This is a genomic window from Streptococcus suis (assembly GCF_002960425.1).
GTDB classification, from domain to species: Bacteria; Bacillota; Bacilli; order Lactobacillales; family Streptococcaceae; genus Streptococcus; species Streptococcus suis_S.
On the sequence record NZ_POIZ01000047.1, the window covers coordinates 1 to 25,858 of the forward strand.

At 43.7% G+C, this 25,858-nt stretch carries 23 protein-coding genes and 1 pseudogene; 10 read left to right on the plus strand and 14 right to left on the minus strand.

The genetic code is table 11. The features are described from left to right. Positions 1-192: hypothetical protein (locus C1G57_RS11365; protein WP_238597129.1), on the plus strand; the 192-nt coding region annotated here is incomplete at its 5' end. 89 nt (positions 193-281) lie between these two features. Beyond that, positions 282-644 (plus strand): iron chaperone, encoded by a 363-nt coding sequence (locus C1G57_RS05865; protein WP_105114139.1) that lies wholly within the window; start codon positions 282-284, stop codon positions 642-644. Between the two features lie 76 nt (positions 645-720). Here C1G57_RS05865 and C1G57_RS05870 read toward each other — a convergent pair whose 3' ends face one another. Both C1G57_RS05870 and C1G57_RS05875 read right to left on the minus strand, forming a co-directional pair. Continuing rightward, positions 721-2,154 carry a LysM peptidoglycan-binding domain-containing protein gene (locus tag C1G57_RS05870; protein ID WP_105114140.1) on the minus strand — a complete coding sequence of 478 codons (1,434 nt, stop codon included), beginning with the start codon at positions 2,152-2,154 and terminating at the stop codon, positions 721-723. A gap of 187 nt (positions 2,155-2,341) precedes the next feature. After that, positions 2,342-3,325, minus strand: a complete 984-nt coding sequence (locus tag C1G57_RS05875) for a Gfo/Idh/MocA family protein (protein ID WP_105114141.1) — start codon at positions 3,323-3,325, stop codon at positions 2,342-2,344. A gap of 84 nt (positions 3,326-3,409) precedes the next feature. On the opposite strand from C1G57_RS05875, the gene rnhC reads away from it, so the two are divergent. The 4 genes from rnhC to C1G57_RS05895 all read left to right on the plus strand — a co-directional run bounded on the left by rnhC (position 3,410) and on the right by C1G57_RS05895 (position 8,316). Beyond that, complete coding sequence (gene rnhC, locus C1G57_RS05880; RefSeq protein WP_105114142.1) at positions 3,410-4,300, plus strand: ribonuclease HIII; 891 nt, start codon at positions 3,410-3,412, stop codon at positions 4,298-4,300. A gap of 9 nt (positions 4,301-4,309) precedes the next feature. Continuing rightward, positions 4,310-4,939 (plus strand): signal peptidase I, encoded by a 630-nt coding sequence (lepB, locus tag C1G57_RS05885; protein WP_105114143.1) that lies wholly within the window; start codon positions 4,310-4,312, stop codon positions 4,937-4,939. A 62-nt stretch (positions 4,940-5,001) separates the two neighbouring features. Next, positions 5,002-7,494 carry an ATP-dependent RecD-like DNA helicase gene (locus C1G57_RS05890; protein WP_105114144.1) on the plus strand — a complete coding sequence of 831 codons (2,493 nt, stop codon included), beginning with the start codon at positions 5,002-5,004 and terminating at the stop codon, positions 7,492-7,494. A gap of 117 nt (positions 7,495-7,611) precedes the next feature. Continuing rightward, on the plus strand, positions 7,612-8,316 hold the full coding sequence (locus C1G57_RS05895; protein WP_105114145.1) for a hypothetical protein: 705 nt from the start codon (positions 7,612-7,614) through the stop codon (positions 8,314-8,316). A 169-nt stretch (positions 8,317-8,485) separates the two neighbouring features. Here the strand turns inward: C1G57_RS05895 and C1G57_RS05900 are convergent, their stop codons facing one another. The 4 genes and pseudogenes from C1G57_RS05900 to dinB form a co-directional block, all read right to left on the minus strand. Continuing rightward, positions 8,486-9,406 carry a 1-phosphofructokinase family hexose kinase gene (locus tag C1G57_RS05900; protein WP_105114146.1) on the minus strand — a complete coding sequence of 307 codons (921 nt, stop codon included), beginning with the start codon at positions 9,404-9,406 and terminating at the stop codon, positions 8,486-8,488. 102 nt (positions 9,407-9,508) lie between these two features. Continuing rightward, positions 9,509-10,135 (minus strand): NAD(P)-dependent oxidoreductase, encoded by a 627-nt coding sequence (locus C1G57_RS05905; protein ID WP_105114147.1) that lies wholly within the window; start codon positions 10,133-10,135, stop codon positions 9,509-9,511. 135 nt (positions 10,136-10,270) lie between these two features. Then, positions 10,271-10,690 (minus strand): Rrf2 family transcriptional regulator, encoded by a 420-nt coding sequence (locus C1G57_RS05910; RefSeq protein ID WP_105114148.1) that lies wholly within the window; start codon positions 10,688-10,690, stop codon positions 10,271-10,273. Then, a pseudogene (gene dinB, locus C1G57_RS05915) lies at positions 10,674-11,757 on the minus strand (DNA polymerase IV). The gene C1G57_RS05910 and the pseudogene dinB overlap by 17 nt, the downstream one beginning before the upstream one ends. 260 nt (positions 11,758-12,017) lie before the next feature. Here dinB and pflB point away from each other — a divergent pair. Continuing rightward, positions 12,018-14,363 (plus strand): formate C-acetyltransferase, encoded by a 2,346-nt coding sequence (pflB, locus tag C1G57_RS05920; protein ID WP_105114149.1) that lies wholly within the window; start codon positions 12,018-12,020, stop codon positions 14,361-14,363. A gap of 183 nt (positions 14,364-14,546) precedes the next feature. On the opposite strand, the gene C1G57_RS05925 is transcribed toward pflB, so the two are convergent. From C1G57_RS05925 to C1G57_RS05935, 3 genes are all read right to left on the minus strand, one after another. Further along, positions 14,547-15,350: a LysM peptidoglycan-binding domain-containing protein gene (locus C1G57_RS05925; protein ID WP_105114150.1), complete on the minus strand. Its 804-nt coding sequence runs from the start codon at positions 15,348-15,350 to the stop codon at positions 14,547-14,549. A 136-nt stretch (positions 15,351-15,486) separates the two neighbouring features. Continuing rightward, entirely contained in the window at positions 15,487-16,425 is a 939-nt protein-coding gene (locus C1G57_RS05930) for a serine hydrolase domain-containing protein (protein ID WP_105114151.1), read from the minus strand. Beyond that, positions 16,422-17,156, minus strand: a complete 735-nt coding sequence (locus tag C1G57_RS05935) for a CppA N-terminal domain-containing protein (RefSeq protein WP_105114152.1) — start codon at positions 17,154-17,156, stop codon at positions 16,422-16,424. The genes C1G57_RS05930 and C1G57_RS05935 overlap by 4 nt, the downstream gene beginning before the upstream one ends. A gap of 181 nt (positions 17,157-17,337) precedes the next feature. Here C1G57_RS05935 and C1G57_RS05940 point away from each other — a divergent pair, with 181 nt between their 5' ends. After that, complete coding sequence (locus C1G57_RS05940; protein WP_105114153.1) at positions 17,338-19,608, plus strand: Xaa-Pro dipeptidyl-peptidase; 2,271 nt, start codon at positions 17,338-17,340, stop codon at positions 19,606-19,608. Between the two features lie 300 nt (positions 19,609-19,908). Here C1G57_RS05940 and C1G57_RS05945 read toward each other — a convergent pair whose 3' ends face one another. After that, a complete protein-coding gene (locus C1G57_RS05945; RefSeq protein ID WP_105114154.1) occupies positions 19,909-21,078 on the minus strand; it encodes an SIS domain-containing protein in 1,170 nt (389 codons plus the stop codon). 326 nt (positions 21,079-21,404) lie between these two features. Between C1G57_RS05945 and C1G57_RS05950 the strand changes: the two genes are divergently transcribed. Together C1G57_RS05950 and C1G57_RS05955 are read left to right on the plus strand one after the other, a co-directional pair. Next, positions 21,405-21,626 (plus strand): AbrB/MazE/SpoVT family DNA-binding domain-containing protein, encoded by a 222-nt coding sequence (locus C1G57_RS05950; protein ID WP_105114155.1) that lies wholly within the window; start codon positions 21,405-21,407, stop codon positions 21,624-21,626. Beyond that, positions 21,623-22,030 carry a type II toxin-antitoxin system death-on-curing family toxin gene (locus C1G57_RS05955; RefSeq protein ID WP_105114156.1) on the plus strand — a complete coding sequence of 136 codons (408 nt, stop codon included), beginning with the start codon at positions 21,623-21,625 and terminating at the stop codon, positions 22,028-22,030. Before C1G57_RS05950 ends, C1G57_RS05955 begins: the two co-directional genes overlap by 4 nt. A gap of 187 nt (positions 22,031-22,217) precedes the next feature. Here C1G57_RS05955 and C1G57_RS05960 read toward each other — a convergent pair whose 3' ends face one another. The 4 genes from C1G57_RS05960 to C1G57_RS05975 form a co-directional block, all read right to left on the minus strand. Continuing rightward, positions 22,218-22,802 carry a hypothetical protein gene (locus C1G57_RS05960; RefSeq protein ID WP_105114157.1) on the minus strand — a complete coding sequence of 195 codons (585 nt, stop codon included), beginning with the start codon at positions 22,800-22,802 and terminating at the stop codon, positions 22,218-22,220. 19 nt (positions 22,803-22,821) lie between these two features. Then, positions 22,822-24,336: a DUF4357 domain-containing protein gene (locus tag C1G57_RS05965; protein ID WP_105114158.1), complete on the minus strand. Its 1,515-nt coding sequence runs from the start codon at positions 24,334-24,336 to the stop codon at positions 22,822-22,824. Between the two features lie 112 nt (positions 24,337-24,448). Next, complete coding sequence (locus tag C1G57_RS05970) at positions 24,449-25,321, minus strand: GIY-YIG nuclease family protein (RefSeq protein WP_105114159.1); 873 nt, start codon at positions 25,319-25,321, stop codon at positions 24,449-24,451. Between the two features lie 9 nt (positions 25,322-25,330). Next, positions 25,331-25,714: a hypothetical protein gene (locus tag C1G57_RS05975; RefSeq protein ID WP_105114160.1), complete on the minus strand. Its 384-nt coding sequence runs from the start codon at positions 25,712-25,714 to the stop codon at positions 25,331-25,333. Between the last annotated feature and the right edge of the window lie 144 nt (positions 25,715-25,858).

The window sequence follows — 25,858 nt, forward strand, 5'->3', positions numbered from 1 at the left end:
TATACTGTTTATACATTTTCATGCCTTTCTAGTTGTTTTGTCGTTATTATAATTATAAAGCATGAAATGGAAAACGAGCAACTCCTAATTGGAATTGCTCGTTTTTTTATATGTGAGAAGCTAGTTTTTGCCCAGCCTCTTTGTGATAGAATGAAATATCGTCATTTAGTTTTTCTTTTATTACTTCGTTAACTCGCCTTGCCTAACTCCAGTTATGCCTGCGGCTCGTTGCCTAGTACTAAAAGTAAACTAAAAGACTATAAAAAAGAAAGAGGACACCCATGCTCCAAGAATTTTTGAACAAGGTTAAAAACCCTGTCTTGAAGGACAAACTGGAAAGAATTTTCACCCAAATCCAGCAGGAATTTCCCAGTCTAACAACTGAAATCAAGTGGAACCAGCCCATGTTTATCATGGACGGAACTTTTATTATCGGCTTCTCCGCTGCCAAGGCTCACATTTCCATTGCACCCGAAACGATTACTATGGAGACTTTTGCCAAGGACATCAAGGAAGCCGGCTACGATGCGACTTCCAACCTCTTCAAAATTAAGGAAGACCAAGAAACCAACTGGGACCTACTCCGCAATATTATCGCCTTTAACATTGAAGATAAGAAGGGCTCTGACAAGTTTTGGAGATAGGTAAGCACTACTGGTTCTGTACAAATAGCATCAAAAAAAGCCAAGCTCACTTAGAGTTTGGCTTTTCGTATTGCTATTAGTTAAATGACACGTGGACGTGGTCGTAGTGGTTTTCTGTAATGCTTCCACGGTCTGGCATCAAGTTCCAAGTATAAGCTGGACCGTAGATACTGTCATAAGGTGCATAGAAACGTTGTTTCCAAATAATGTAAGAAATATTTCTCGCACCCATATTGGCAATGGCATATTCTGCTACTTGGTCACCAAGTGCTGAACTTTGCGGTACCATAAAGTCAATAGCCAAACCTTTACCGTGGTCGCCAGAATCACCAGGACGGTAACCTGAGAAAGAAGTAATACCGAAGGCACTAGCCACTTCTGCACGGAAGGCTGCTACCTGTGGTTGCAAGCCCACATCGTAAGAGCTAGTTGCTGCCTGTGTTTGCGCTGCTGCTTGGGCTTGGGCTTCCGCTGCCGCTTGAGCTTCTGCTGCCGCTTGAGCTTCTGCTGCCGCTTGGGCTTCTGCTGCCGCTTGAGCTTCTGCTGCTGCTTGGGCTTCCGCTGCCGCTTGAGCTTCTGCTGCTGCTTGAGCTTCTGCTGCCGCTTGAGCTTCTGCTGCTGCTTGGGCTTCTGCTGTCGCTTGAGCTTCTGCTGCCACTTGAGCTTCTGCTGCCGCTTGGGCTTCTGCTGCCGCTTGAGCTTCCGCTGTCGCTTGGGCTTCTGCTGCTGCTTGGGCTTCTGCTGCTGGTGCAACTGGAGCTACCGCATCGGCTGGCGTTTCTACTGCTGGTGCAGCTGGAGCAGCTGCCTCGGCTGGCGTTTCTACTGCTGGAGCAACTGGAGCAGCTGCCTCGGCTGGGGTTTCTACTGCTGGCGCTACTGGAGCAGCTGCCTCGGCTGGCGTTTCTACTGCTGGAGTAACTGGAGCAGCTACCTCGGCTGGCGTTTCTACTGCTGGCGCTACTGGAGCAGCTACCTCGGCTGGCGTTTCTACTGCTGGCGTAACTGGAGCTACTGCAGGAACTTCAGCCAAGTTTACAACTGTATTATCAACTGTTGCTTGATTGGTCGTCACATCAACTGTTGCTTGAACTGTTTCTGCTGGATTTTCCTGACTTGGTGTTTCAATTTCAATCTGAGTAACTTGATTATGTTGATCAAGAGTAGCTGTCAAAACTGTATCTGGGAAGATCAAGTTAATATCTGTGATTTGATTGATTTTCGCCAATAGATGCATATCAACATTCATAGCTGAAGCGATAGCACTGAGAGTATCACCATACTTAACCGTATAAGTCAACTGCCCCTCATTGCTTGTAATTTCAGTAATGATTTGCTCCACACTGCGCGGTGTCCACTCCAATGCGAGAACTTGTGGACTAACCATACCAGTTGTGAAAAGTGAAAGTGCCAAGCTTGAGGCGTACATCATTTTCTTATTCGTTTGCAAAAGGGAAGTTTTTCTCTTACGACGCATATGCTTTGGCTTTGTAACTCTTTTACGTTTCATCTTCTATTCCTTTTCTGATTTGATAGTTCTATCATACCGAATTCTTATGTGAAAAACAAGCGCCAAAAGGGCTTTTAAATAAACTGTATTGGCCATGTAATCTTAGGCATTTTCTGTTACACGGCTAATATATTTGTCACAGTTCTGTCATATTTCTCGCCAAGTTAAGCAACCCCAAAACACTTCTCTAGGCTTCTTCTGGATAGACCAAGCCCCATTCTTTACGGAGTTGAGTCATGATCTCCATGACATCTTGGGTGTAGGCTAGGTGCATGGTGTTTTCGATTCCCGCGACAGCTTTTTCCATATCTGCCACCTCGTAGGAGAGGGCCTTGGCTGTCTCACCAACTTCAATGACTTCTTGACTACCGTCTTCTGTGTAGGTGATGACTGCTTTCTGACCACGAGGATACTCGTAAAGTTCGATGTAGGCCTTGTCGTAGGCAATAGTGCCCCGTTTTGGCTGTTTGGCATGGAGGGTCAGGGCGATGGTCGCCATTTCTCCAGCATCATTGCTGAGCAAAATTCCTACCTGCTCGTCCACACCTGTCGGAGCCAGTTTGACCTGAGACAAAACCTGATTTGGCTTTTCCGTCATAAACCAGCGGACAAAGGACAAGGCGTAGACACCAATATCCAAGAGGGCACCACCTGCCAAGTTCTTATTGAAGAAGCGGTTGGTCATGTCGTATTCCTTGTAGCTGCCAAAGTTCATCTGAATCATCTTCAAAGCGCCCAGCTTGCCGCTAGCTACCACCTCGCTCAACTGACGATAGATTGGCATATGGAAAATGGTCATAGCTTCTGCCAAGATGACCTGATTTTCCTCCGCCAGTTGAATGGCTTCTGCCAATTCTTCTGAATTAAGCGTAATAGACTTTTCGCAGAGGACATGTTTGCCCGCTTTCAAGGCCTTTCTCAAATAGTTGATGTGGGTATTGTGGGGGGTAGAAATGTAGATAATGTCTACTTGAGGATCTTCAAAGACTTGATCGATTTCTTCATAAACCTTTTCAATCCCATATGTTTGCGCAAATTCCACACCCTTGTCATAGGTACGGTTGGCTACAGAGTAAAGATTTCCACCCATAGCCTGCAAGGCTTGCACCAATTCATTGGCGATTACACCTGTTCCCAAGGTCGCCCACTTGTACTGTACTTGTTCTTCCATCGTCTTCCTCACTTTCTCCTACTATTATAGTAAAAACCACCCTTTTCTGCACACTCTAGCCCTCATTTGTGATACAATAAGGACATGAATACTCTTGTACTACAGCCATCTGCCCAGCAGAAACAGGCCATGCTAGCCCACTACGACCGCTATCGTCAGGCCAGTAAAAATCCCTATATAGAAGCATTTTTCAAACTGACTGGAGCCAGCCTGTCCATCTATACTTCAGGAAAGGTCGTTTTTCAAGGGGAAATGGCAGAGCAGGAAGCAAGACGCTGGGGCTACGAGCCAGAAGCCTCTGACCAGACGAGCATGCCTGGTCAAAACCTGCCCATGATTGGAACAGATGAGGTTGGAAACGGGTCTTATTTTGGCGGTTTGGCAGTGGTTGCTAGTTTTGTCCGCCCAGAAGACCATGCCTTTCTCAAGTCGCTTGGTGTGGATGATTCCAAGAAAATGACAGACCAAAAAATCTGCCAAATCGCTCCTCTCTTAAAAGAGAAAATCCCCCACCAAGCTCTGCTATTGTCACCGAAAAAATACAACGAAGTCATCGAGCAAGGCTACAATGCGGTGTCTGTCAAGGTCGCCCTACACAATCAGGCTATTTTCCTACTCTTGCAAAAGGGTGTCCAGCCTGAAAAGATTGTCATTGATGCCTTCACTTCCAGTCAAAATTATCAAAAGTACTTGAAGAAGGAAGCCAATCAATTTGCCAACCCCGTCACTCTAGAAGAAAAGGCAGAGGGTAAGTATCTGGCAGTGGCAGTTTCTTCTATTATCGCTAGAGCTATGTTTTTGGACAATCTTGTCCAACTTGGCCAGCTAGTCGGCAGAAACCTACCCTCAGGGGCTGGAAGCAAGTCAGATCAGGTTGCAGCCAGCATCCTAAAAGACTATGGCATGGCTGGCCTCAACCAGACCGCCAAACTCCACTTTGCCAACACACAAAAAGCACAAAAGTTATTGAAATGAGGAACCAATATGGGAAAAGGACACACTACAAAACGATTGCCATTGATAGCTTTCCTAGCAGAATGGGGGACGCTCATCCTCTTTATGATTGCCCTATTTGCTAGTCGCTATTTTTTATGGGACCCTGTATCCGTTGATGGACACTCCATGGACCCTACGCTTCAACACCAAGAAAAATTGGTGATGCTCAAGACAACCGCTATCGACCGTTTTGACATTGTCGTGGCCAGCGAAACAGACAGCAATGGCAAGGAAAAACTGATTGTCAAACGGGTAGTCGGTATGCCAGGCGACACCATTCGCTATGAAAATGATGTTCTCTACATCAATGATCAGGAAGTTGACGAGCCCTACCTTGATGAATACCTAGCCGCCTTTCAAACAGACAAACTACAAGAAGAATATGCCTACAACAAACAATTCCAGGCCGTTGCCCAAGCTGCCCAGGCCTTTACACAGGATGCCAATGGCTCTGTGAATTTCACTGTTACCATTCCAGAGGGGCAATACTATCTTCTGGGAGATGACCGCCTCGTATCACTAGATAGCCGTAGCGTAGGAACCTTCTCACGAGAGAAAATCAAGGGAGAAGTCGTCTTCCGAATGTGGCCTCTCAATCGTATTGGAACTGTCGATTAACACAAACAAGTTTGGAGCTGACTGTTCCAAACTTCTTTTCATTATTTTAGGTACTATTTTCTATGAACGAAGTATATTTTACCGGCACCATTGACCGGATTATTTTTGAAAATCCTAGTAACTTTTACAAGATCCTCCTCCTTGAAATCGAGGAAACAGATGCAGACTATGACGACTACGACATTATTGTGACTGGAACCATAGCCGATGTCATCGAGGGAGAGGATTATCGTTTCTATGGCAATCTGGTCACCCATCCCAAATACGGACAGCAACTGCAAATTTCTCGCTACGAACGCAGCAAACCGACTGCTACTGGTCTGGTCAAGTATTTCTCTAGTGACCATTTCAAGGGAATTGGACGCAAAACGGCAGAAAAAATCGTTGAGCTCTATGGCGAAGATACCATTGATAAGATTTTAGCTGAACCTGAAAAATTGACCCAAATCACAGGCCTATCCAGCAAGAACAGGCAGGCATTTGTCGAAAAACTCCGACTTAACTATGGAACAGAAATGATCTTGGCAAAACTAGCCGAGTATGGCATTCCCAATAAATTAGCCTTTCAAATCCAAGACCAGTATAAAGAAAAAACGCTTCAAATCATTGAAGAAAATCCTTATCAACTGGTTGAAGACGTCCAAGGGCTCGGTTTCACCATTGCCGATAGGATTGCGGAAAACCTGGGAATTGCCAGTGATTCCCCCCAACGCTTTCGGGCAGGTATGCTCTTTAGCCTCATCCATCGTTCCATGGAAACAGGCGATACCTATGTAGAGGCTAGAGACTTACTAGAAGCAACCCTGGAACTGCTGGAAAAATCCCGCCATACAGAGCTGGACCCTGCCGCAGTTGCCCACGAGTTGACAGGACTGATTGCAGATGACAAGGTACAGCAAGAAGGCACAAAGATTTTTGACAACAGCCTCTACTTTGCCGAACATGGTATCCATAAAAACCTGACCCGCCTGATGGGGAAAAATGGCTTCAAACCCTTCCCACGCGCAGACGTTGAGGCTGCCATAGCAGAGCTGGAAACTATGTCTTCCCTGACCTATGATGACATTCAAAAAGAAGCCATCGTCCAAGCCATCACCAACCCGCTTTTCATTCTGACAGGCGGACCAGGAACAGGAAAAACAACGGTTATCAACGGTATTATCGCAGTCTATGCCATCCTGCATAAGATTGACCTGACACGCAACCGAGAAGAATGCCCTGTCCTCCTTGCCGCCCCAACTGGACGAGCAGCCAGACGGATGAATGAATTGACAGGTCTGCCTTCTGCCACCATCCACCGCCACCTCGGTCTGGTAGAAGGACAGGAAGAATCCTACCGCGATGATTATTTGGATGCCGACTTTATCATCGTGGATGAATTTTCTATGGTAGATACTTGGTTGGCAAACCAGCTCTTCCAGAACATCTCCTCCCAGACCCAAGTCCTGATTGTCGGCGATGCCGAGCAATTACCCTCTGTCAGTCCCGGCCAGGTCCTAGCTGACCTCTTAAAAATTGACAAGCTCCCCAGCATCACTCTAGAACGCATCTATCGTCAATCCGATGATTCGACCATTGTTACCCTAGCCAGCCAGATTCGCCAAGGGGCCTTGCCGAGCGATTTCCGTGAGAAAAAGGCTGATCGCTCCTATTTTGAAGCGCAAAACGAACAAATTCCAGCCCTGATTGAACGCATTGTCGGCGCAGCTATCAAGTCCGGTATCCCTGCAAACGAGGTCCAAATCCTCGCACCCATGTACCGTGGTGCCGCAGGCATTGACCAACTCAACACCATGACCCAGGCCCTGCTCAATCCCTTAGAAGACGGAGAACTGGAATTTCTCCACAACGAGCAGGCCTTCCGCCAAGGCGACCGAGTCATCCACCTAGTCAACGATGCCGAGGCCAATGTCTTCAATGGCGACTTGGGCTACATCACCGACCTCTTGCCTGCCAAGTACACCGACTCCAAGCAGGACGAGATAACTATCAACTTCGACGGTAGCGAGGTCACCTATCCACGCAATGAATGGTACAAGATTACCCTGGCCTATGCCATGTCCATCCACAAGTCCCAAGGCAGTGAGTTCCAGGTCGTTATCCTTCCCATCACCCGCACCAGCCACCGCATGCTCCAGCGCAACCTGGTCTACACCGCCATCACCCGCTCCAAGAGCAAGCTCATCCTCCTAGGTGAAATCTCCGCCTTCGACTATGCCGTCAAAAACGCTGGCACCCTCCGCAAAACCTATCTGGTCCCACGTTTCCAAGGGGAAATGGCAGAGCAGGACAGCAAGAAAAGCCTAACTGAAAACAACGAAAGCAAAACAGCCACAGCCAAGCAAACCCAGCCACCTGCTCAATCGGATAAGTCAAAACAAACAGAGCAAGTAACAAAAAACAGCCAGCAACTGTCCCTTCTTGACCAAGACCAGCCAGAAAAGACAAGTACCCAACCCAGAGAATACATTCTGACGGCGGACAACCTGTTAACCATCGACCCCATGATTGGTATTGATCAGGCAGATATTGAAGAATTTTTCAAGATTAAATGACAAAAAGATTTCTTTTATTACAAAAATATTACAAATATTACAAAACTATGTTGACAGACTTGTTTTTATTTGCTATACTCTATTTATAAATGGAATGTATAAACGGAGGTCATTCAAATGAAAAAGATATTCAACTACTCAGTATTGTTGCTTTCTGTAACCTGTCTCTTAACAGCTTGCACATCAAAAACGCAAGAGAGTAAATCAGAGACAGCTACAAGCAAAACTAGTCAATCAAGTACCAAGCAAACTAGCTCCTCCCAGCCTGCTAGTTCCCAAGAAACGACAACCGAAACCAGTTCATCAGTAGAGGCTAGTCAAGAAGCACAACAAACCCAGGAAACTCAGAGCTCTCAAGCCGAAGAAAGTGTCCTAAGTACTGAAACAACACACACTCAGCTCCTAACCCTACCAGCTACCACTATTCCAGATGGTCTAGTTGGAAAATGGCAAGGAAGCAGCCAACAAGCCCGTTATGTTGAGGTGACTGTCAGCCCTGACGGTACCTTTACTACTTACGAAGATTTTCGTCAAAGTGAAGATGAGGAAGGCGACTATCTTATCCACACCTACACAGGTCAAATCACAGACCTTGTAGAGTACAGCCCCAACCACTACCTCATCCGTGGTGCTGAAGGCGAAGGTTCTGCCCTTCTCCCAGGAATGACTGGACTTGGTGGACGTATTGCGCCAGGATTTATCCTAGAGGATGGACAGTACAAGGTCCTTATGTGGGGAAATCCTTTCGACCCATCTATAGAAGCCAAATATGACCTGGTATCAGAACCTCATGTATATGTGACCTTGGAGAAGGTAGAATAGTAGAGTACATGTCACATTATTAAAAAGCGAACAGAATTCTGTGCCCAGCAGGGATTCTGTTCGCTTTTTTTGCTTAACTGGATTCTTTCCCATCCCACTCATCAAATCGAGACAATGAGCGTAGCTTTTGAATTTCAATGAGTATTAGCCAAAATCCAATAAAATATAGTTACACCTCTTCAAAAACTACCTTTTCCAAAATTTCTGCAAATTGCTCGGACTGGACTTCTGGGAAATAGTTGAGGCAATTGGCTGTCGCAAAGGCTGCCGCTTCTCTCAAGAAGATTTCTGGGTCTTGTCCTTGACTGATGCCCTTGACTAGCAAACCCAAGTAGAAATCCCCTGCTGCAATCGGATTGCGTGTTTCTTTCTTAGGCGACTGGATTCGGAAAAACCGTTGACCAATTTTAGCCAGACTACCCTTGCCTCCCATGGTAATGATGATATTTTCATGCGGCGTGACTTCTTTTAATATCCGCAAAATATCCTCTGGACTTTCTTCATCCAGCTCTGGATAGATGTCCTTGAGCTCCTCATTATTGATTTTAATCAGGGCTGGACGTGCTTGATAAGCTGCACGTAAAGCCGGTCCACTGGTGTCCACTATGGTTAAAACCTCTGGGTATTTTTCTATAAACTGCTGAATGTAGTTGTCAGGCATGCCCTTCATCAGACTGCCTGAAAAGACTAGGATGTCGCCAGCCTGCAGGCTCTTTTCAATCTGCTGGGTAAATTGATTGAGCAGTTCCTCTGTCAGTTCAAAGCCTTTTTCATAGAAGAGCACCACATCACCTGTACTGGTTTCTACATAGATATTGCAGGTTCGAGTATTCTGGTCATTTTCAACCACCTGCAAATGATTTCCCTTTTGGACATTGAGGTCTTGGATATAGCGACCAATCTGCCCACCCAAAATGGTATGAATGGTATAGTCGGTCACGCCATTTTCACGCAGGGCATAGGCTACGTTGAAACTCTTGCCACCAGGATAATCCCTGACCTCCGTCGGACGGAGGGGAATGTTCTTTTCTATCTTCTCCACAAGCAGCGTGCGGTCTAGGGCTGGATTGGGACAAATCAAGTGAATCATAAAAGTCTCCTTTTTGTTTTTGTACATATTATTATACTATATAAAACAAAAATAAAAAAGATAATTCCAAGACGGAACTATCTTTTTTAGTCATTTTATCTTTTATGCAAATACAGAAATACGTTCCTGCTTGTAGCCACCTTTTTCAGCAATATCAACTAGAGCCACCGCATAGTCAGCATAGCTGATATAACTTTGACCTTGAGCATTGACTTGGAAAACCTCACCAGCCAAAGTGTAAGCACCTACTTTTTGACCTTCCGCATCAAAGTCAGCAGCCGGGCTGATATAGGTCCAGTTGATAGCTGTCGCCTGACGATAGAGGTCTAGACCAGCACCCATAGCCTCAGCGATTGGTAGGTATTCCGCAGGAAAATCTGGCGCATCCTTGAGCATAGCTGTTTGGCTCTCATCTAGATAGAGGCTACCTGCCCCACCAACTACCAAGAGACGCGTTGGGCTATCAGCAAGAATGGTTGCTAGATGCTCAGCCAATCGACTGTGACCTGGCAAGGTTTCTGGCGTCCAAGCACCAAAAGCATTGACTACTACATCAAATCCCGCCAAGTCTTCCTTGGTCAAATCCAAAGCGTCTTTTTGGATCACTTCTTGAGCTGCACTCTTATTTTCAGAACGAACAATAGCCGTCACCTGATGACCACGCTCTACTGCTTCCTTGGCAATAGCTTGACCTGCTTGACCGTTTGCTGCGATAATGGCGATTTTCATATTGTATACCTCACTTGTTTAGTTGTAATGTTTTTATTTACAATAATAGTATAAACTTGTTTAGTTGTAATGTCAAGTGTTACAACCAAAAAATTAAAAAAAATCACCACAAAGATGATTTTTCTTGAAATATGGCTACAATTCTGCTAATAAATCAGCTATGGTCGTTTGTTCCAACTCTCTTTCCAAAGCGGACTGGGCATTTTCCAAACGGCTATCTAGTAGGGGATGAATATTTCGGCCTACCTGACAGGCTGGATTTGGTTGCTCATGAAAGCCGAAGAGTTGGCCTTTTTCTCCAAACAACTCTACAGCCTGATAAACATGAAGGAGAGTAATCTGGTCTGGAGCCTGTGCCAAGCGGGCTCCACCAACCCCACGCGCCACCTGAACCAAGCCAGCCTCCTTAAGCTGAGCCAGAATATTGCGAATAATAACAGGATTGACACCCACACTGCCTGCAATGCTGGTACTGGTCTGTTTTTCCTTTTCTCCCTCCAAGGCCAGCAAGACCAACATATGACTGGCAATGGTAAATCTACTCGATATTTGCAATTTGATTATCTCCTTCCATGAAATTGGTAACGGTCACCCCTAATAAGCGGATACCTTTTTCAGCCTGCCCAACCTCGTCAAAAAGTTGACGGATTTCTCTTTCAATCACTTCTACTTGATCCGTTGTTTCTTCCAAACTATGCCGTTTTGTCAAGGTCGAAAAATCCCCATAACGAACCTTCAAGACAATGGTCCTGCCCTGTTTCCGATTTCGTTCCAAACTTGTTGCGACCCGTTGGCAGAGGCTGACCAGTTCTTTCATCACGATAGAGGAGCTTACGGTAGGTTCTTTCCTTTCCGATAGACTTGCGCACTCGGTTAGGTTTGACTGGACTATTTGAAATGCCCCTGGCCTTCCGATACAAATCATAACCAAAACGACCAAATGTATCAATCAAGACCATTTCTGGCACATCCAGCAAATCCTGCCCTGTGTAAACTCCCATCTCCTGCAGGCGTTCCACCGTTTTCTTGCCGACACCGTGGAATTTGTCAACAGGCAGGGAAGCCAGTACGCCAACCGCATCCTCTGGCAAAATCAAGGTCAAGCCGTGCGGCTTTTCCATATCTGAGGCAATTTTGGCTAAGAATTTATTGTAGGAAACACCTGCAGAGGCTGTCAAATGGAGTTCATTCCAGATGTCGTATTGGATCAGTTTGGCAATCTTGACAGCCGATGTCAGCCCCAGCTTATTTTCCGTCACATCCAGATAGGCCTCGTCAATGGACATGGGCTCAACTAGGTCCGTATAACGATGAAAAATCTCCCTGACCTGCCGCCCAACTTCCTGGTATTTTTCATAATTGCCAGAAATAAAAATCGCTTGAGGACAGCGTTCGTAGGCCTCCTTGGAGGACATGGCCGAGTGAATACCAAAGGCACGCGCCTCATAATTACAGGTAGACACGACTCCCCTACCGCCAGACAGCCGCGGATCCGCCCCAATGATAACAGGCTTGCCTTTCAAATCGGGATTATCCCTAACCTCGATAGCAGCAAAAAAAGCATCCATGTCTATATGAATAATTTTTCGAGATAAATCATTGATTAAGGGAAAAATTAACATGAAGACTCCTTTCTGCTAGATTTGCAATTCAGAATATTATACACCATTTCACAAAAACTTTCATATTTCATAAACCAAGGACCTGATTTTTATTAGGTTTTAGGCCAATGAAAACACACCTGTATTTTCGACTTGTTTTCATAAATTTTGAAAGTTTTTTCAATCCACTTTCAAGCATTTTTATCTTGTGGAAAGTGTTTCCAAATGGTATAATAAAGGCATGTTGGTGTTATACCAAAATGTATTAAAGGAGAATCCTCATGTCAACAAAAGTTAAAACTAAGAATGTTGCTGAAGACATTTTCGCTCAAGCCTGGGAAGGCTTTAAAGGTGTAGACTGGCAAGAAAAAGCTAGTGTGACACGTTTCGTTCAAGCTAACTACACTCCTTATGATGGAGATGAGAGCTTCCTTGCAGGTCCAACTGAGCGTTCACTTCATATCAAAAAAATCATTGAAGAAACAAAAGCTGGTTACGAAGATACTCGTTTCCCAATGGACGTAGATCGTGCTACATCTATTGCTGACATCCCAGCTGGTTTCATCGATAAAGAAAACGAACTCATCTTCGGTATCCAAAACGATGAACTCTTCAAATTGAACTTCATGCCACGTGGTGGTATCCGTATGGCTGAAACAACACTTATTGAGAACGGCTATACTCCAGACCCACTTCTTCATGAAATCTATACAAAACACGCTACAACTGTAAACGACGGTATCTTCCGTGCTTACACAGCTGACATCCGCCGTGCTCGCCACTCACACCACGTTTCTGGTCTTCCAGATGCTTACTCACGTGGCCGTATCATCGGTATGTACGCTCGTTTGGCTCTTTACGGAGCAGACTACTTGATGGAAGAAAAAGTAGCTGACTGGAACGCGATTACTGAAATCGACGAAGAATCAATCCGTCTTCGCGAAGAAATCAACATGCAGTACCAAGCCCTTCAACAAGTTGTACGCTTGGGTGACAACTACGGTGTTGACGTTCGTAAACCAGCGATGAACACCAAAGAAGCTATCCAATGGACAAACATTGCTTTCATGGCTGTTGCTCGTGTGATTAACGGTGCGGCAACTTCTCTTGGTCGTGTGCCTATCGTTCTTGACATCTACGCAGAACGTGACTTGGCTCGCGGTACATTTACTGAATCAGAAATCCAAGAATTCGTTGATGACTTCGTATTGAAACTCCGTACAGTGAAATTCGCTCGTACAAAAGCCTTCGACGAAATCTACTCTGGTGACCCTACTTTCCTTACAACATCTATGGCAGGTATGGGTAACGATGGCCGTCACCGTGTTACTAAGATGGACTACCGTTTCTTGAACACACTTGACAACATCGGTAACTCTCCAGAACCAAACTTAACAGTTCTTTGGTCTGACCAACTTCCATACGCATTCCGTCGCTACTGTATGGCAATGAGCCACAAACACTCTTCTATCCAATATGAAGGTGTAACTACAATGGCCAAAGACGGTTATGGTGAAATGTCATGTATCTCTTGCTGTGTGTCACCACTTGACCCAGAAAGCGAAGACAAACGCCACAACATCCAATACTTCGGTGCTCGTGTAAACGTCCTTAAAGCTCTTCTTTCAAGCTGGAACAACGGTTACGACGATGTTCACAAAGACTACAAGGTATTTGACGGCGTTGAGCCAAACACTTCTGAAGTCTTCGACTATGACCAAGTTGTGAAAAACTTCGAAATCGCTCTTGACTGGTTGACTGATACTTATGTAGATGCCATGAACATCATCCACTACATGACGGACAAGTACAACTACGAAGCTGTTCAAATGGCCTTCTTGCCAACTCACCTTCGTGCAAACATGGGCTTCGGTATCTGTGGTTTCGCAAACACCGTTGACTCATTGTCAGCTATCAAGTACGCACAGGTTAAACCAATCCGTGACGAAGACGGCTTCATCTACGACTACGAAGTAACGGGTGACTTCCCACGCTACGGTGAGGATGATGACCGCGTAGATGACATCGCAAAATGGCTCATGGAAGCATTCTTCTCACGTTTGAACAAACACAAACTCTACAAGAATGCAGAAGCAACTGTGTCTATCTTGACCATCACTTCAAACGTTGCTTACTCTAAACAAACTGGTAACTCTCCAGTTCACCGTGGTGTATTCCTCAACGAAGATGGCTCTGTCAACACTTCTAAAGTAGAATTCTTCCCACCAGGTGCTAACCCAACTTCTAAATCACGTGGCGGTTGGTTGCAAAACTTGAATACTCTTTCTAAACTTAACTTCAAACATGCCAACGACGGTATCTCATTGACAACTCAGGTTTCTCCAAAAGCTCTTGGTAAGACCTTCGATGAGCAAGTTGCAAACTTGGTAACCATCCTTGACGGATACTTCGAGCAAGGTGGTCAGCACGTTAACTTGAACGTTATGGACTTGAACGATGTTTATGACAAGATTATGGCAGGTGAAGATGTTATCGTTCGTATCTCTGGATACTGCGTAAACACTAAATACCTCACTAAAGAGCAAAAAACTGAATTGACACAACGTGTCTTCCACGAAGTTCTTTCAATGGACGACCACGCTGCTGAAGTTTCAGGTCAAGCTTAATCAAACAAACACAAAAGGACTTGCACACGCAGGTCCTTTTTGGTATGTCAAAAAATCTTCTAAGTTTTGCGGAAGGATAGAAGGAAATTCGGAAGGATGTATAGAGGATTTTCGGAAGGATACAGAGCCGGTTCATAAAAAAATCCTCCTGAAATCCGATTCAAGAGGAGATGGTTTATCATCTTAGTTATTGTAAATGTAGGTGATTTCACCTGGTGTATCCGTTGGATTGAACCAGCCACGGAAATTATCCACCCACTGCTGTCCACGGTAGTTGGCTTCGAGAACTTGGATTTGTCCTTCTTCATTGACAGCTGTCACATAGGCAACGTGTCCTAAATCACCATCATTCCAGGAAATAATAGCCCCGACTTCTGGCACAGTCCCCGTGCGGAAACCATCACGCGCCGCATTGGCTCCCCAAGTCGCCGCATCGCCCCACCAGTCACCTGCCCAAGAAGCGACTTTCTGTACGCCCCAAGTACATTGACCAACAGGATAGTTGATACCAGGCTCATATTCATAACCAGGAAGATAGTAGCTATCGCTACTTGTATCGACAGCTTGACCCCAAATGGTTTCTGTCAATTTCAAAATCTGACCAGGATGTAGGGCTGTTTCTAAGGTCAACTGGTTTTGCTCTAGCAACTCATAAATGTTCAATGAAAAAGCATCTGCGATTCCATAAAGGGAATCTCCCTCTTGAACAACATAGTCAGACTGACCTGCACTAGCTTCTACAACCTCTGCTTCAACATGAGCTTGACCTGGCAATTCTAAGGCTTGACCCGGTGTGATTAGACCTAGAAGGTCCAATCCGTTGGCTTCCGCTAATTGATATGGATCTAGGCCATACTGGTCTGCAATCGAGTAGAGTGAATCTCCCTCCGCCACAATATGACTGTTTGCTTGCACACTATAGGTAGCCATAAGAGTAGTTACCAGACCTGCTAATAACAAGGACGACTGACAAATATACTTTTTCATTTTACACCTCCAATTCATATTCTCATTTTACCAATATTTTCACCGAAAAAAAATGTCAAATTGGTTACAAATTGCTAACGGTTTCTTCTCTAGCTTTATCCCTCAAACTATCTGGGTATCTTACAACTATCCCTATCTAATTCTCCCCGTCCAAGACCTGCCGTATCAGGGCCATGACCTGATTTCGATCCAATTTCCATTGGACACGAACGTCCTTTTCAAAAGTCCGATTAGAAAGGAAAATCGCAGCCTTCTGCAAGGGACGATTGTACATGATAAAGGTTCCCGTATAGCCTGTGTGGGACAACCAATCCCCCTTCTTGTCCCAGGCCAGCGACCGCTTGCGCTTGTCATCAAAACCATAGTCCTGGGTCAAGTCTGCCGCAAAGTCCTCTGTCAGATAGTGCTCTAAGAAGATTTCCAAATCCCTGACCGTCGAAAAGAGACCCGCACTACCCGCATGGTGCCCTAAGACACGCGCCTTGGGGTCATGCACCACACCTGCCGTGACCCCACGCACCGTCGGCACCGCCTGACTGACAGGACCATAAGAGGTTTGGGACATGCCAAAGGGCTCTAAAACATCCTGTCTGATTAGCTGGTCCAGACTAGCTCCACCAAGTTCCTCCAGCAAAAAGCCCAGCAAGAGAAAATTGATGTCTGTGTAGAGAAATTCTTTCTTGTCCGTTACAGTAATCTTCAAAATCGCTTCCTTGAGCTGGGCGGCATCCAGACTATCACGATTGGGAATGAAAGGGTCGATACCACTAGTATGGGTCAATAATTGCCGAATGGTGACCTTACTATCCGCAAAGGCTGGATAATAGGACTGCAAGGTCCTATCTAGCTCCAAAGCTCCGCTATTAACCAGAAAAGTCGCAAGAGTCCCTACTCCAACCACCTTGGAAACAGAAGCCAAGTCATAGGTCAAACCTGCCTCAACTGGCATCTGACCATCCTGGGTCCCCAGATAGTACTCCTGCCACCGCCCCTTAGAAAAAAGAGCCAGACTGGCACCAGGATAGACTCCTTGCTCAATCTGCTCTGAAATCTTATCTAAAATTGCTTGTCTCATTTTTCAAACCACAATTCAATACCGCTTGGGTCAACCGTTTGGATAAAGCTTTCTTTTTTGTCTTTGAAGAAGGGACCTTCCAAGTGGCTTTCCAAATTTGCCCAGTCAAAATCCTGCTCAATAGGGAAACGCAAGCTATCCAAATCCCAAACCTGTTCTGCTGGAGTGACTAGGTCCTCCCCTTCTGCTCCCACAAAACGCAAAAAGGCCTGGTTAGGTAGAATAGCCTCATAAAAATCCTGACTGACACTTGCTTGAGGGGTATTGATCCAAACAGACTCCACCACAAAAGCCGTCAAACCTGCAAAATCAGCTTGACCAGTAAAATGCACGGGCGGAAGAATTGCTGTCAACTCCTCAACAGCTTGTTCAGCATGAAGTAAGAAGGTATCTCCCTCTGGAGAGATAGCCTCAAAACCAAAACCATTTTTCCCTTTGTAGAGCTTGGTGAACACAGTTCCTCGAGCCAGCAAGGCTTCAATCTCATGAGCCTCTTCGACCTTGATGACCAGTTTATTTAATTTTTTAAGTCCCTTAACCGCACGGGTACGATTGCCCGGCGATTCCATCAACACCAATTTTGTTGCTGAACTAGATTTATCTCCAAAATCAGCAAAGGGACCATCTTCTAATTGTACTGTCATTCCCAGTTGTTCTTCTAGGAAGACTTGATTGAGCCCGCGATTATTCACTCTTAAAACGGGTACAATCACATCATTTTTTCTCAACACGATAATTCTTCTTTCTCAATAATACTAGAATATTGTATAAAAAAAATCACTATTTTACAACTAATTATACTGTCATTTTCTACATAGATATACGAATATTCTTTTGACAAATCTTAGACAAAGCCACCTTTATCCGATATAATAGTTACTATAGATTATGCACAGAAAAAGAGGAAAATACATGCGTTTTAACCAATTTTCTTTCATTCCAAAAGAACAAACTCTTGCCCTAGAGGAGCTAACAGCCCTTGGTTTTGAACTACAGACCGATTTTAGTCCCAAGAAGAATCTAGATGTCTTTGTCAGAAGATGCCATTTCCTGACTGCCAATACAGACTTTGCCCTGTCCAACATGATCGCAGATTGGGATACAGACCTGCTGACCTTCTTCCAGTCTGACCGTGAGTTGACTGACCAGATTTTCTATCAAGTCGCTTTTCAGTTGCTGGGCTTTGTGCCTGGTGTGGATTATACAGATGTCATGGACTTCGCGGAGAAAAGCAACTTCCCGATTGTCTATGGGGACATTATAGACAACCTCTACCAGTTGCTGGCTACTCGCACCAAGTCTGGAAATACCTTAATTGACCAACTGGTTAGCGATGATTTCATTCCAGAAGATAACAACTACCACTTCTTCAACGGCAAATCCTTGGCAACCTTTTCAACCAAAAACCTCATTCGTGAGGTGGTCTATGTGGAAACGCCTGTCGATACGGCTGGGACTGGCCAGACTGATATTGTCAAGCTGTCTATTCTCCGTCCTCACTTTGACGGAAAAATCCCTGCGGTCATTACCAACAGTCCTTATCATCAAGGAGTTAACGATGTAGCTAGCGACAAGGCCCTGCACAAGATGGAAGGGGAGTTGACGGAAAAACCAGCTGGCACCATTCAAGTTAGTCAAACTAAGATTAACAAACTAGACTTGGACCAACGAGAGCTACCTGTCAGTCCTGCCACTGAAAAACTGGGCCACATCACTTCCTATTCCCTCAACGACTACTTCCTCTCTCGCGGCTTTGCCAGCCTTCATGTGTCTGGTGTCGGCACGCTGGGCTCGACGGGCTACATGACATCTGGCGACTACCAGCAGGTGGAGGGCTATAAAGCGGTGATTGACTGGCTGAACGGCCGCACCAAGGCCTACACAGACCACACTCGCTCGCTAGAAGTCAAGGCTGATTGGGCCAATGGTAAGGTAGCGACGACGGGACTATCTTATCTGGGAACCATGTCCAATGCCTTGGCAACAACTGGCGTGGACGGATTGGAAGTCGTCATCGCAGAAGCGGGAATTTCCTCTTGGTATGACTACTACCGTGAAAACGGGCTGGTGACCAGCCCTGGCGGTTATCCAGGAGAGGACTTGGATAGCTTGACCGCCCTGACCTACTCGAAAAGTCTGCAAGCAGGGGACTTCCTCCGTAGCAAAGAAGCCTACGAAAAAGGACTGGTGGCAGAACGTGCTGCCCTGGACCGCACCAGCGGTGACTACAACCAATACTGGCAGGACCGCAACTACCTGCTCCAGGCTGACAAGGTCAAGTGTGAGGTGGTCTTTACCCACGGCTCACAGGACTGGAATGTCAAGCCAATCCACGTCTGGAATATGTTCCATGCCCTGCCAAGTCACATCAAAAAGCACCTCTTCTTCCACAACGGTGCCCACGTGTATATGAACAACTGGCAATCCATCGACTTCCGTGAATCCATGAACGCCCTACTCAGTCAAAAACTGCTGGGCTACGAGAACAACTACCAACTGCCAACGGTCATCTGGCAGGACAACAGCGGTGAACAAACTTGGACGACTTTGGACACCTTTGGCGGTGAAAACGAGGCTGTCTTGCCACTGGGAACTGGAAGCCAGACCATCTCCAATCAGTATGCCCAAGAAGATTTTGACCGCTACGGCAAGGCATATCAAAGTTTCCACCAAGACCTCTATGCAGGCAAGGCCAACCAAATCAGCATGGAACTGCCTATAACAGAGGACCTCCTAATTAACGGACAGGTCACGCTGAAACTCCGTGTAGCTTCTAGTGTAGCCAAAGGCCTCTTATCTGCTCAGCTATTGGACAAAGGGAGCAAAAAACGCCTAGCCCCAATCCCAACACCCAAAACACGATTAAGTCTGGACAACGGTCGCTACCATGCCCAAGAAAATCTGGTGGAGTTGCCTTATGTGGAGATGCCGCAACGCTTGGTGACCAAGGGCTTTATGAACCTGCAGAACCGCACCGACCTAATGACTGTCGAGGAAGTGGTGCCTGGACAGTGGATGAATCTGACCTGGAAACTACAACCGACTATCTACCAGCTGAAAAAAGGCGATGTCTTGGAGCTGATTCTCTACACGACAGACTTTGAATGCACTATTCGGGACAATAGTAACTGGACTATTTCGATTGATTTGGAGCATTCAACCATCCATCTTCCAAGACCATAAGACAAGAAAACGAGCTGCACCTGCAACTCGTTTTTGTTACTCAAGGAAAATCAAAATCAGACTACCTCCAAAGATTCGGGGAATCTTTGGAGGTAGGAAATAGAGAGAACGAAGTTCGCTACAAAAAGGTTTGGGGAACCTTTAGTGGTTGGAAATAAAGCGAACAAAGTTCGTGTCAGCACGATGTCAATCCCTGCTATTTTCATTTATGGATAGCAGGCTGGCAACCTCCACTGGAGGTTGCCACTCATCAAGTCAAGTCAACAACGTCTGAATTTGATTTTCGAAGAGTATGACTGCCTATTTTTCTAAAGGATGGATAATCACACCCTGTACCACACGGTTGACGGTACCTGTTGGTGATGGTGTATCTGGTAAATTTTTGCATTTGATAGCTGCCATGATAGATACTGTTTGGGCAAAGATGATGTAAGGGAAGGTTAGGAAGACATCTGGTAAATCTGCTCCGCCTTCTGCCAAGACAAAGTTGGCTGCTTCTGTACCTGCTAGCTTATCAGCCGACAAGGCAACAATCCGCTCTGCTATGCCATCACCATGAACTTCATTAAGCAAGTCCATATCGTACTGGCGTGTGTAGGCGTCGTTTGAGGCAAAGAGGAAAATCAAGGTCTTTTCATTGATGAAGGATTTTGGTCCATGACGGAAACCGAGTGGTGACTCATACATGGTCGCAATCTTGCCTGCTGTCAATTCCAGAATTTTCAACTGAGCTTCGTGGGCAAGGCCATAGAAACCACCTGAACCCAGATAAATCACCCGCTCAAAATCAAGGTCAATCAATTCTTGTACATAATCCTCACGGTCCAAGACATCTTGACCCAGACGGGCAATGGTCTCAACCCAAGCAGCTTTTTCTTCTTGGCTGGCTGGAGAGAAGACGAGGAGGGCTGTCAGAGCCATACAGCTGTAAGAGCCTGTCATGGCAAAGCCTTTGTCATTTGAACCCGCCGGTTGCAAGAGTAGGAGATTTTCCGCATCCCCCTCAGCCGCAAGAGCCAATTTGCCCTCTGGTGCACAGGTAATGGTCACTTGGTAGAGTTGATTAGCGATTTGTTTAGCTACTTCTACTGCTGCCACACTTTCAGGTGAATTACCTGAACGGGCAAAGGATACCAATACTGTTGGCACATCAGATTGCAGATAATCATATGGACGACCAACCAATTCAACCGTACCAATGGCAGAAAAACGAATGTGTTTCAAGTCATTGACTTGGTTGAGGTAGTTGGCAATACTTTGACCAACAAAGTCTGAAGTCCCTGCACCAGTGAAAATCACATGAACAAAGTCATGCTTGTCCTTGATGGCTGTTAAGAAGGTTTCAATCTTCTCCAACTGGTCAAGATACAGTTGATGAGCCTCTCTCCACAAGCCAGGCTGTTGGTAAATCTCAGTCGCTGTGATAATAGCTCCCAATTTTTCTAATTCTTCTTTTGCTAAACGGAACATAGCTCCTCCTTGTTTTCTGGTTATAACCAGTTTTTCTTTTATTATACAAGAAAGTGCTTACAAAGTCAAATTAAAATAGATTGATATATTCAATTTGTGCGATTGTGGATTGTATTCTTACAACCTCGCTATGTAGCTCTCGAAGCTTAAATCGGTCAATATTTTGTGGATTATGGTTCTCGCTTAAATACTCCTCCAGTTTTTGTAACAAACTAGGATTTGCTTTTAGAAGTTAGCTTTTTAAAAACAGGTTCAATTAAATAATTGGCTTTTATATTTTGTATATACAAGGTATAATGTATCTACATGATAAGGAGGTATATACAATGAACGTTCTACTACGCAAAACAGGTAACAGCACTGTTATCACTATCCCAAACGCTATAAAAGAAGCACTTGGTGCTGAAATTGGCGAAGAAATCGAATTTGTCACTTCAGGAAATAACATCATCATCCGTAAAGCTGAACCAAAATTTGATTTTGACAAAGAATTAGAAAAAGCTATGAACCAATACGATGAATTATTGAAAGAGCTGGTGGATAAATGAAATATCTCTCCGCTGAGGACATTATCAAAATCAATGTCATGGTTATAGGAAAATATTCTCCAAAGGAACCAGTCGGAATAGCTGACCCCAATAGTTTGCAGATGATTGTCGAACAACCAAAGCAAGAAATTTTTGGAAAAAAACTGTATCCAGATATCTATAGCAAATCAGCTATTATCTGGATAAATTTAATCAAAAAATACCCATTCTATAATGCCAACAAGCGAACAGCTGTGATGGCATTGCATATGTTTCTGGCAATGAATGGTTTTCAGTCCAATCTCTCACTAAACGATGGTCTGGAAAAAACGATTGAGATTGCTACGTTTCAAGGCGACTTCGAGGAATTAAAAGACAGGATTTTCCAGTTTTTGAAAGAAGAAAATAGGGTATATAAAAAATAGAAACTGTCATTGAGAGTATGGAGGAACTCGACCCAGTCAAAAAGAGTTCGTCAACAATTTCTCGTTTCAAGTTGTTGAGCTTTAACGGGCTATCCCCAGACCGTTAAAGCCAATCAACCACTGCGCTGAGATATTGACACGAACTCTGAGAAGTGGCCCTAAACTTAAGTCCAGCCTCGATCTCCTTTTACCTTCTATCCTTTCGGATAACCCAAGCAATTATTCCCACTAACATGACGATCATTAACCAATATTGAATAAAGAAATCAATTAGTGGTTTCACAATTCCCCAAATAAATAATAAAAATTGATATCCTAAGATTAGTAAAATTATTCCTCCAATTAGATAAAATACCCAAGAATAATCATTTCTCGATTCTTGAAAGTGATTTATCTGGTGTTGATCATCTCTATCAAATGATCCTTGTGAATAACTTCTAAACTGTATTCTATCTATCAAGAACGCTTCCAAATCACCATAGTCTTCGTATCTAGGATATGTTCGCACAAAGTCTTCAATATCTTTTCTTGTTACTTCATATCCATATTTCTTAAAAAATCCTGACTTTTTCGAAAAAATTCCCCGATTATTCCCTTCAAACTGGTATCCTCTTGTAATCTGAGAAACCTGCCTACCATCATCTATACCTAACATGCTAGCAATCTTTACCATATTGCCTTGTCCCTCTACGAGGTAATAGTATAATACATCTACTTTCCTCGCGATAGGAGTATTATTAAAATACTGAATTTCATTTTCTGTCAGTCCCAATACAATATCTCCTTTTTTATTATTCAGAATGCAACTCCTTAAAAGTCACACCTTTCTCATTTTTCCAAACGACATTTCCGTTTTGGCTAGCTCCAGCAACAAACGATGCTGCTGCAGAGATACTCGAAAACTCAATATCTGCTATCAATACATTTCCATTGATCCTATCCGCATATTGTTGCCTTGCTTTAATAGTACCTTGTGGACAAGAGGGTACTATTTCTGGATTGACCTGACTACCTTTTTGAACCGTAAAGCCATTAGAAGAAAGAAAACCAGTAGCTTGATAGCCCTTGTAGTTCATTGAAAATATATCACTGTTTCTAGTATTCTCTTGTGACACCCCCTCTATCTGTTGTTCAATATCAGGAAGCTCTAGTTTCTCTATATCAAACGTGTGTATCAATTTCCCATGTTCAAAGATTTCATACTCACTATCACAACTATAAGTTCCCATATTGATTACTACAGCCTCATCATTAGTAACTAATCGCTGATTACGCCATGCTCCAACACTCGGACGCCAATTTTCCTCTTCTAAAGCTACTCCTCTATGATTTATCTCATAGAAAGTCCAATCATCACTATGGTATGCAGTAAATCCATCAAAATAAGTAACTTTATCGTTAATTAAAGCCTTGGTCAACAGAGCCTCTCTACGACTATTATCAATCGTTCTGTAATAAAAATCATCTCCCTTTCGACATAAGAACATCCCAGTTTGGGAACAGAAATAAATCAAACGTTCCCCTTCGTGCAATAGAAACTCTTCTAAGGATTTTGTCTTTAGATTTAACAGGAAAGGTTTATCACAGCTTGTCATATACTTAGAGCCATCGTAAGAATCCATTTGGAAGCAGTGTAACATTACAAAAAGATAATCACTACTTGCAACAAAAGCCGCGTCTTCTGTTCTACCTATCCAACCTGCGTAGGGAGTTGGACCTGTAATATAGAAATCATTCAAATAAATGTAGTCAAAGAGAATTTCAACCTCACCTGTACTGACTTCCAAACGTTTAATAGGATAGTTATATTTTGTAACCTCAAAAGGCAAATGTTCCCTATAATCATAAGTCATTGCCTTGTCATATTCTATATCTGGTTCTGTTTCAAATATCTCGGAAAGTACCTTTCCGTTTTCATTACTCTGGACAAAGTAGAAATACGGACCATTGATATAAGCACGTTCAAAACCTGCCTTTCCTAAAACATCACTAAAATCTGTGACCTGAAATGTATCATGGGTAACGTGCAATAATAAAAGACGATTGTAGATAAACACCCCATAAGAATTGACAAAAAGTCTAATATCCCATTCTGATCGAACATGAAATTTAGAAAGATCTAAAATAGCCTTTAAATTACCAGTATTATAATTCAAGACACAAAGTATGAGATCTTTTACAAGGAATAAATCTCCATCATAGGGATACATAAAATTTATTTGATAATCATTGGACCCATTCTTTATAAAATATTCAGTCCCTAAACTTTCTCTAAGCCATTCGGTATTTTCATTTACCTTACGCATCTATTCATCCTCTCTTGTTTACATTGAGCAACTCTCTTGAAGTGAGGCTCTTTTTTTACAAATGCAAGCTAATTTTAACTGGAATTGATATTCCCAATGAAAGCATCTATTCCTACACTTTCAATTCACCTAAAGTTTGACCAGCTTGTGTTTTCCACAATTTATTCCCACTTAGACTAGCTCCTCCGACAAAGCAAGCAGCTTGGGAAGGGCTCGTAAATAAAATATCCTCCGAAAGACAACCATTGGATATGCTTTCTGCATGGAATTCTCTTAAGCGTTTAATGGAATCGGACACAGAATTTGCCATTTGAGGTGAAATCTGACTACCTGAGAACACCAAAAATCCTTCATTTGTCAAGCTACCTTTGGCAGTGTAGCCATTATAGGTCATCGTTAGAGAAATAGAGTTATCTGATTCGGTCTCTTGAACAAGGGTTTTATCGAAAGCTTTAGCAACCGTTTCAAAGGCTTTATAACCAAGAACCCCTGTCAAAATAATAGCTTGCTCGATGAAATCCTCTAGCTCAGCAACTTTTTCCTCAGTCACATTACCTATTGTTGGTTCAACCTTATTTTTTACTGCAAATCGTTTTGCATTTTTTGCCAAATTGTAAAAACGATTTTCTAAATAAGAGATTTCTGTCGGACCAAAGGTATTGTCTGTGGTTGTTAAAATAATTGCATCCTTAAAAAATGACTTTTCTTCATTTCGCATATGCTCCTTTAATCTACCTAAAGTCGCTTGCTGATTTTTACGCTCTCCAGCTTGCCCAACATAAACTAAAGGACGTTGGCTTTCTTCTTCCTCACCAAATAAGAAATAGATCCCTGAGTAACTCAACTCTGCTCTGTCGACACTATCTTCTAAATCTAGTTTTGGAATTTTCAAAGCTACCCCAGTATGATTAGCTAAAGAAGCCTTCACGCGCCCTGTCATTGTCCCATCTATTAAAAATAAAGTAACAACTTTTGAAGTACCCATAACATTCCCCTATCGTTTCTTAACCGGTTTATATAAGTACAATCCTCCATAATCATCAACATCCACTTTATAACCCGCTTTACGTAACTCCGTAGCAGTTTTGGCTGCAATTTTTTTCTTATCATCATCTGAGTATTGATAATGTGGTGGTAATTTCTTAGCCAACGCTGTAGAATGTAGCACATCCGAAGTTTGCCACTTATGGAAGTAAACTTTGAATTTTTTCGGATGCCATAATCCGCTACCATCAAATACAGTCGTTTTTGATGCTTTCTTAAACTCCTCAACTGCATATTTCTTATAATTTCTATGTAGTTGATCTTTTTGAGCTGTTGTTAAGACTAATTTACTAAAGTGAACTTTTGCTGAAGCAACGGAATAATAGTGAGTCATAAATAACCTCCAAATTGATAGTCCTGAAACATAAAATAGCAAATAAACTATTGCATTCTATAAAACTATTTTATCAGTTGAAACAGTTTTTTACAACTGTTTTGACAAATAACAGTCATATATAGTGGTTTTGTTATCTAATAA

What these genes read in the sequence shown, in the direction of transcription:
- C1G57_RS05865 (WP_105114139.1), top strand. Translation starts at nt 282, where the DNA reads ATGCTCCAAGAATTTTTGAACAAGGTTAAAAACCCTGTCTTGAAGGAC.
- C1G57_RS05870 (WP_105114140.1), bottom strand. Translation starts at nt 2,154, where the DNA reads ATGAAACGTAAAAGAGTTACAAAGCCAAAGCATATGCGTCGTAAGAGA.
- C1G57_RS05875 (WP_105114141.1), bottom strand. Translation starts at nt 3,325, where the DNA reads ATGGAAGAACAAGTACAGTACAAGTGGGCGACCTTGGGAACAGGTGTA.
- rnhC (WP_105114142.1), top strand. Translation starts at nt 3,410, where the DNA reads ATGAATACTCTTGTACTACAGCCATCTGCCCAGCAGAAACAGGCCATG.
- lepB (WP_105114143.1), top strand. Translation starts at nt 4,310, where the DNA reads ATGGGAAAAGGACACACTACAAAACGATTGCCATTGATAGCTTTCCTA.
- C1G57_RS05890 (WP_105114144.1), top strand. Translation starts at nt 5,002, where the DNA reads ATGAACGAAGTATATTTTACCGGCACCATTGACCGGATTATTTTTGAA.
- C1G57_RS05895 (WP_105114145.1), top strand. Translation starts at nt 7,612, where the DNA reads ATGAAAAAGATATTCAACTACTCAGTATTGTTGCTTTCTGTAACCTGT.
- C1G57_RS05900 (WP_105114146.1), bottom strand. Translation starts at nt 9,406, where the DNA reads ATGATTCACTTGATTTGTCCCAATCCAGCCCTAGACCGCACGCTGCTT.
- C1G57_RS05905 (WP_105114147.1), bottom strand. Translation starts at nt 10,135, where the DNA reads ATGAAAATCGCCATTATCGCAGCAAACGGTCAAGCAGGTCAAGCTATT.
- pflB (WP_105114149.1), top strand. Translation starts at nt 12,018, where the DNA reads ATGTCAACAAAAGTTAAAACTAAGAATGTTGCTGAAGACATTTTCGCT.
- C1G57_RS05925 (WP_105114150.1), bottom strand. Translation starts at nt 15,350, where the DNA reads ATGAAAAAGTATATTTGTCAGTCGTCCTTGTTATTAGCAGGTCTGGTA.
- C1G57_RS05930 (WP_105114151.1), bottom strand. Translation starts at nt 16,425, where the DNA reads ATGAGACAAGCAATTTTAGATAAGATTTCAGAGCAGATTGAGCAAGGA.
- C1G57_RS05940 (WP_105114153.1), top strand. Translation starts at nt 17,338, where the DNA reads ATGCGTTTTAACCAATTTTCTTTCATTCCAAAAGAACAAACTCTTGCC.
- C1G57_RS05945 (WP_105114154.1), bottom strand. Translation starts at nt 21,078, where the DNA reads ATGTTCCGTTTAGCAAAAGAAGAATTAGAAAAATTGGGAGCTATTATC.
- C1G57_RS05950 (WP_105114155.1), top strand. Translation starts at nt 21,405, where the DNA reads ATGAACGTTCTACTACGCAAAACAGGTAACAGCACTGTTATCACTATC.
- C1G57_RS05955 (WP_105114156.1), top strand. Translation starts at nt 21,623, where the DNA reads ATGAAATATCTCTCCGCTGAGGACATTATCAAAATCAATGTCATGGTT.
- C1G57_RS05965 (WP_105114158.1), bottom strand. Translation starts at nt 24,336, where the DNA reads ATGCGTAAGGTAAATGAAAATACCGAATGGCTTAGAGAAAGTTTAGGG.
- C1G57_RS05970 (WP_105114159.1), bottom strand. Translation starts at nt 25,321, where the DNA reads ATGGGTACTTCAAAAGTTGTTACTTTATTTTTAATAGATGGGACAATG.
- C1G57_RS05975 (WP_105114160.1), bottom strand. Translation starts at nt 25,714, where the DNA reads ATGACTCACTATTATTCCGTTGCTTCAGCAAAAGTTCACTTTAGTAAA.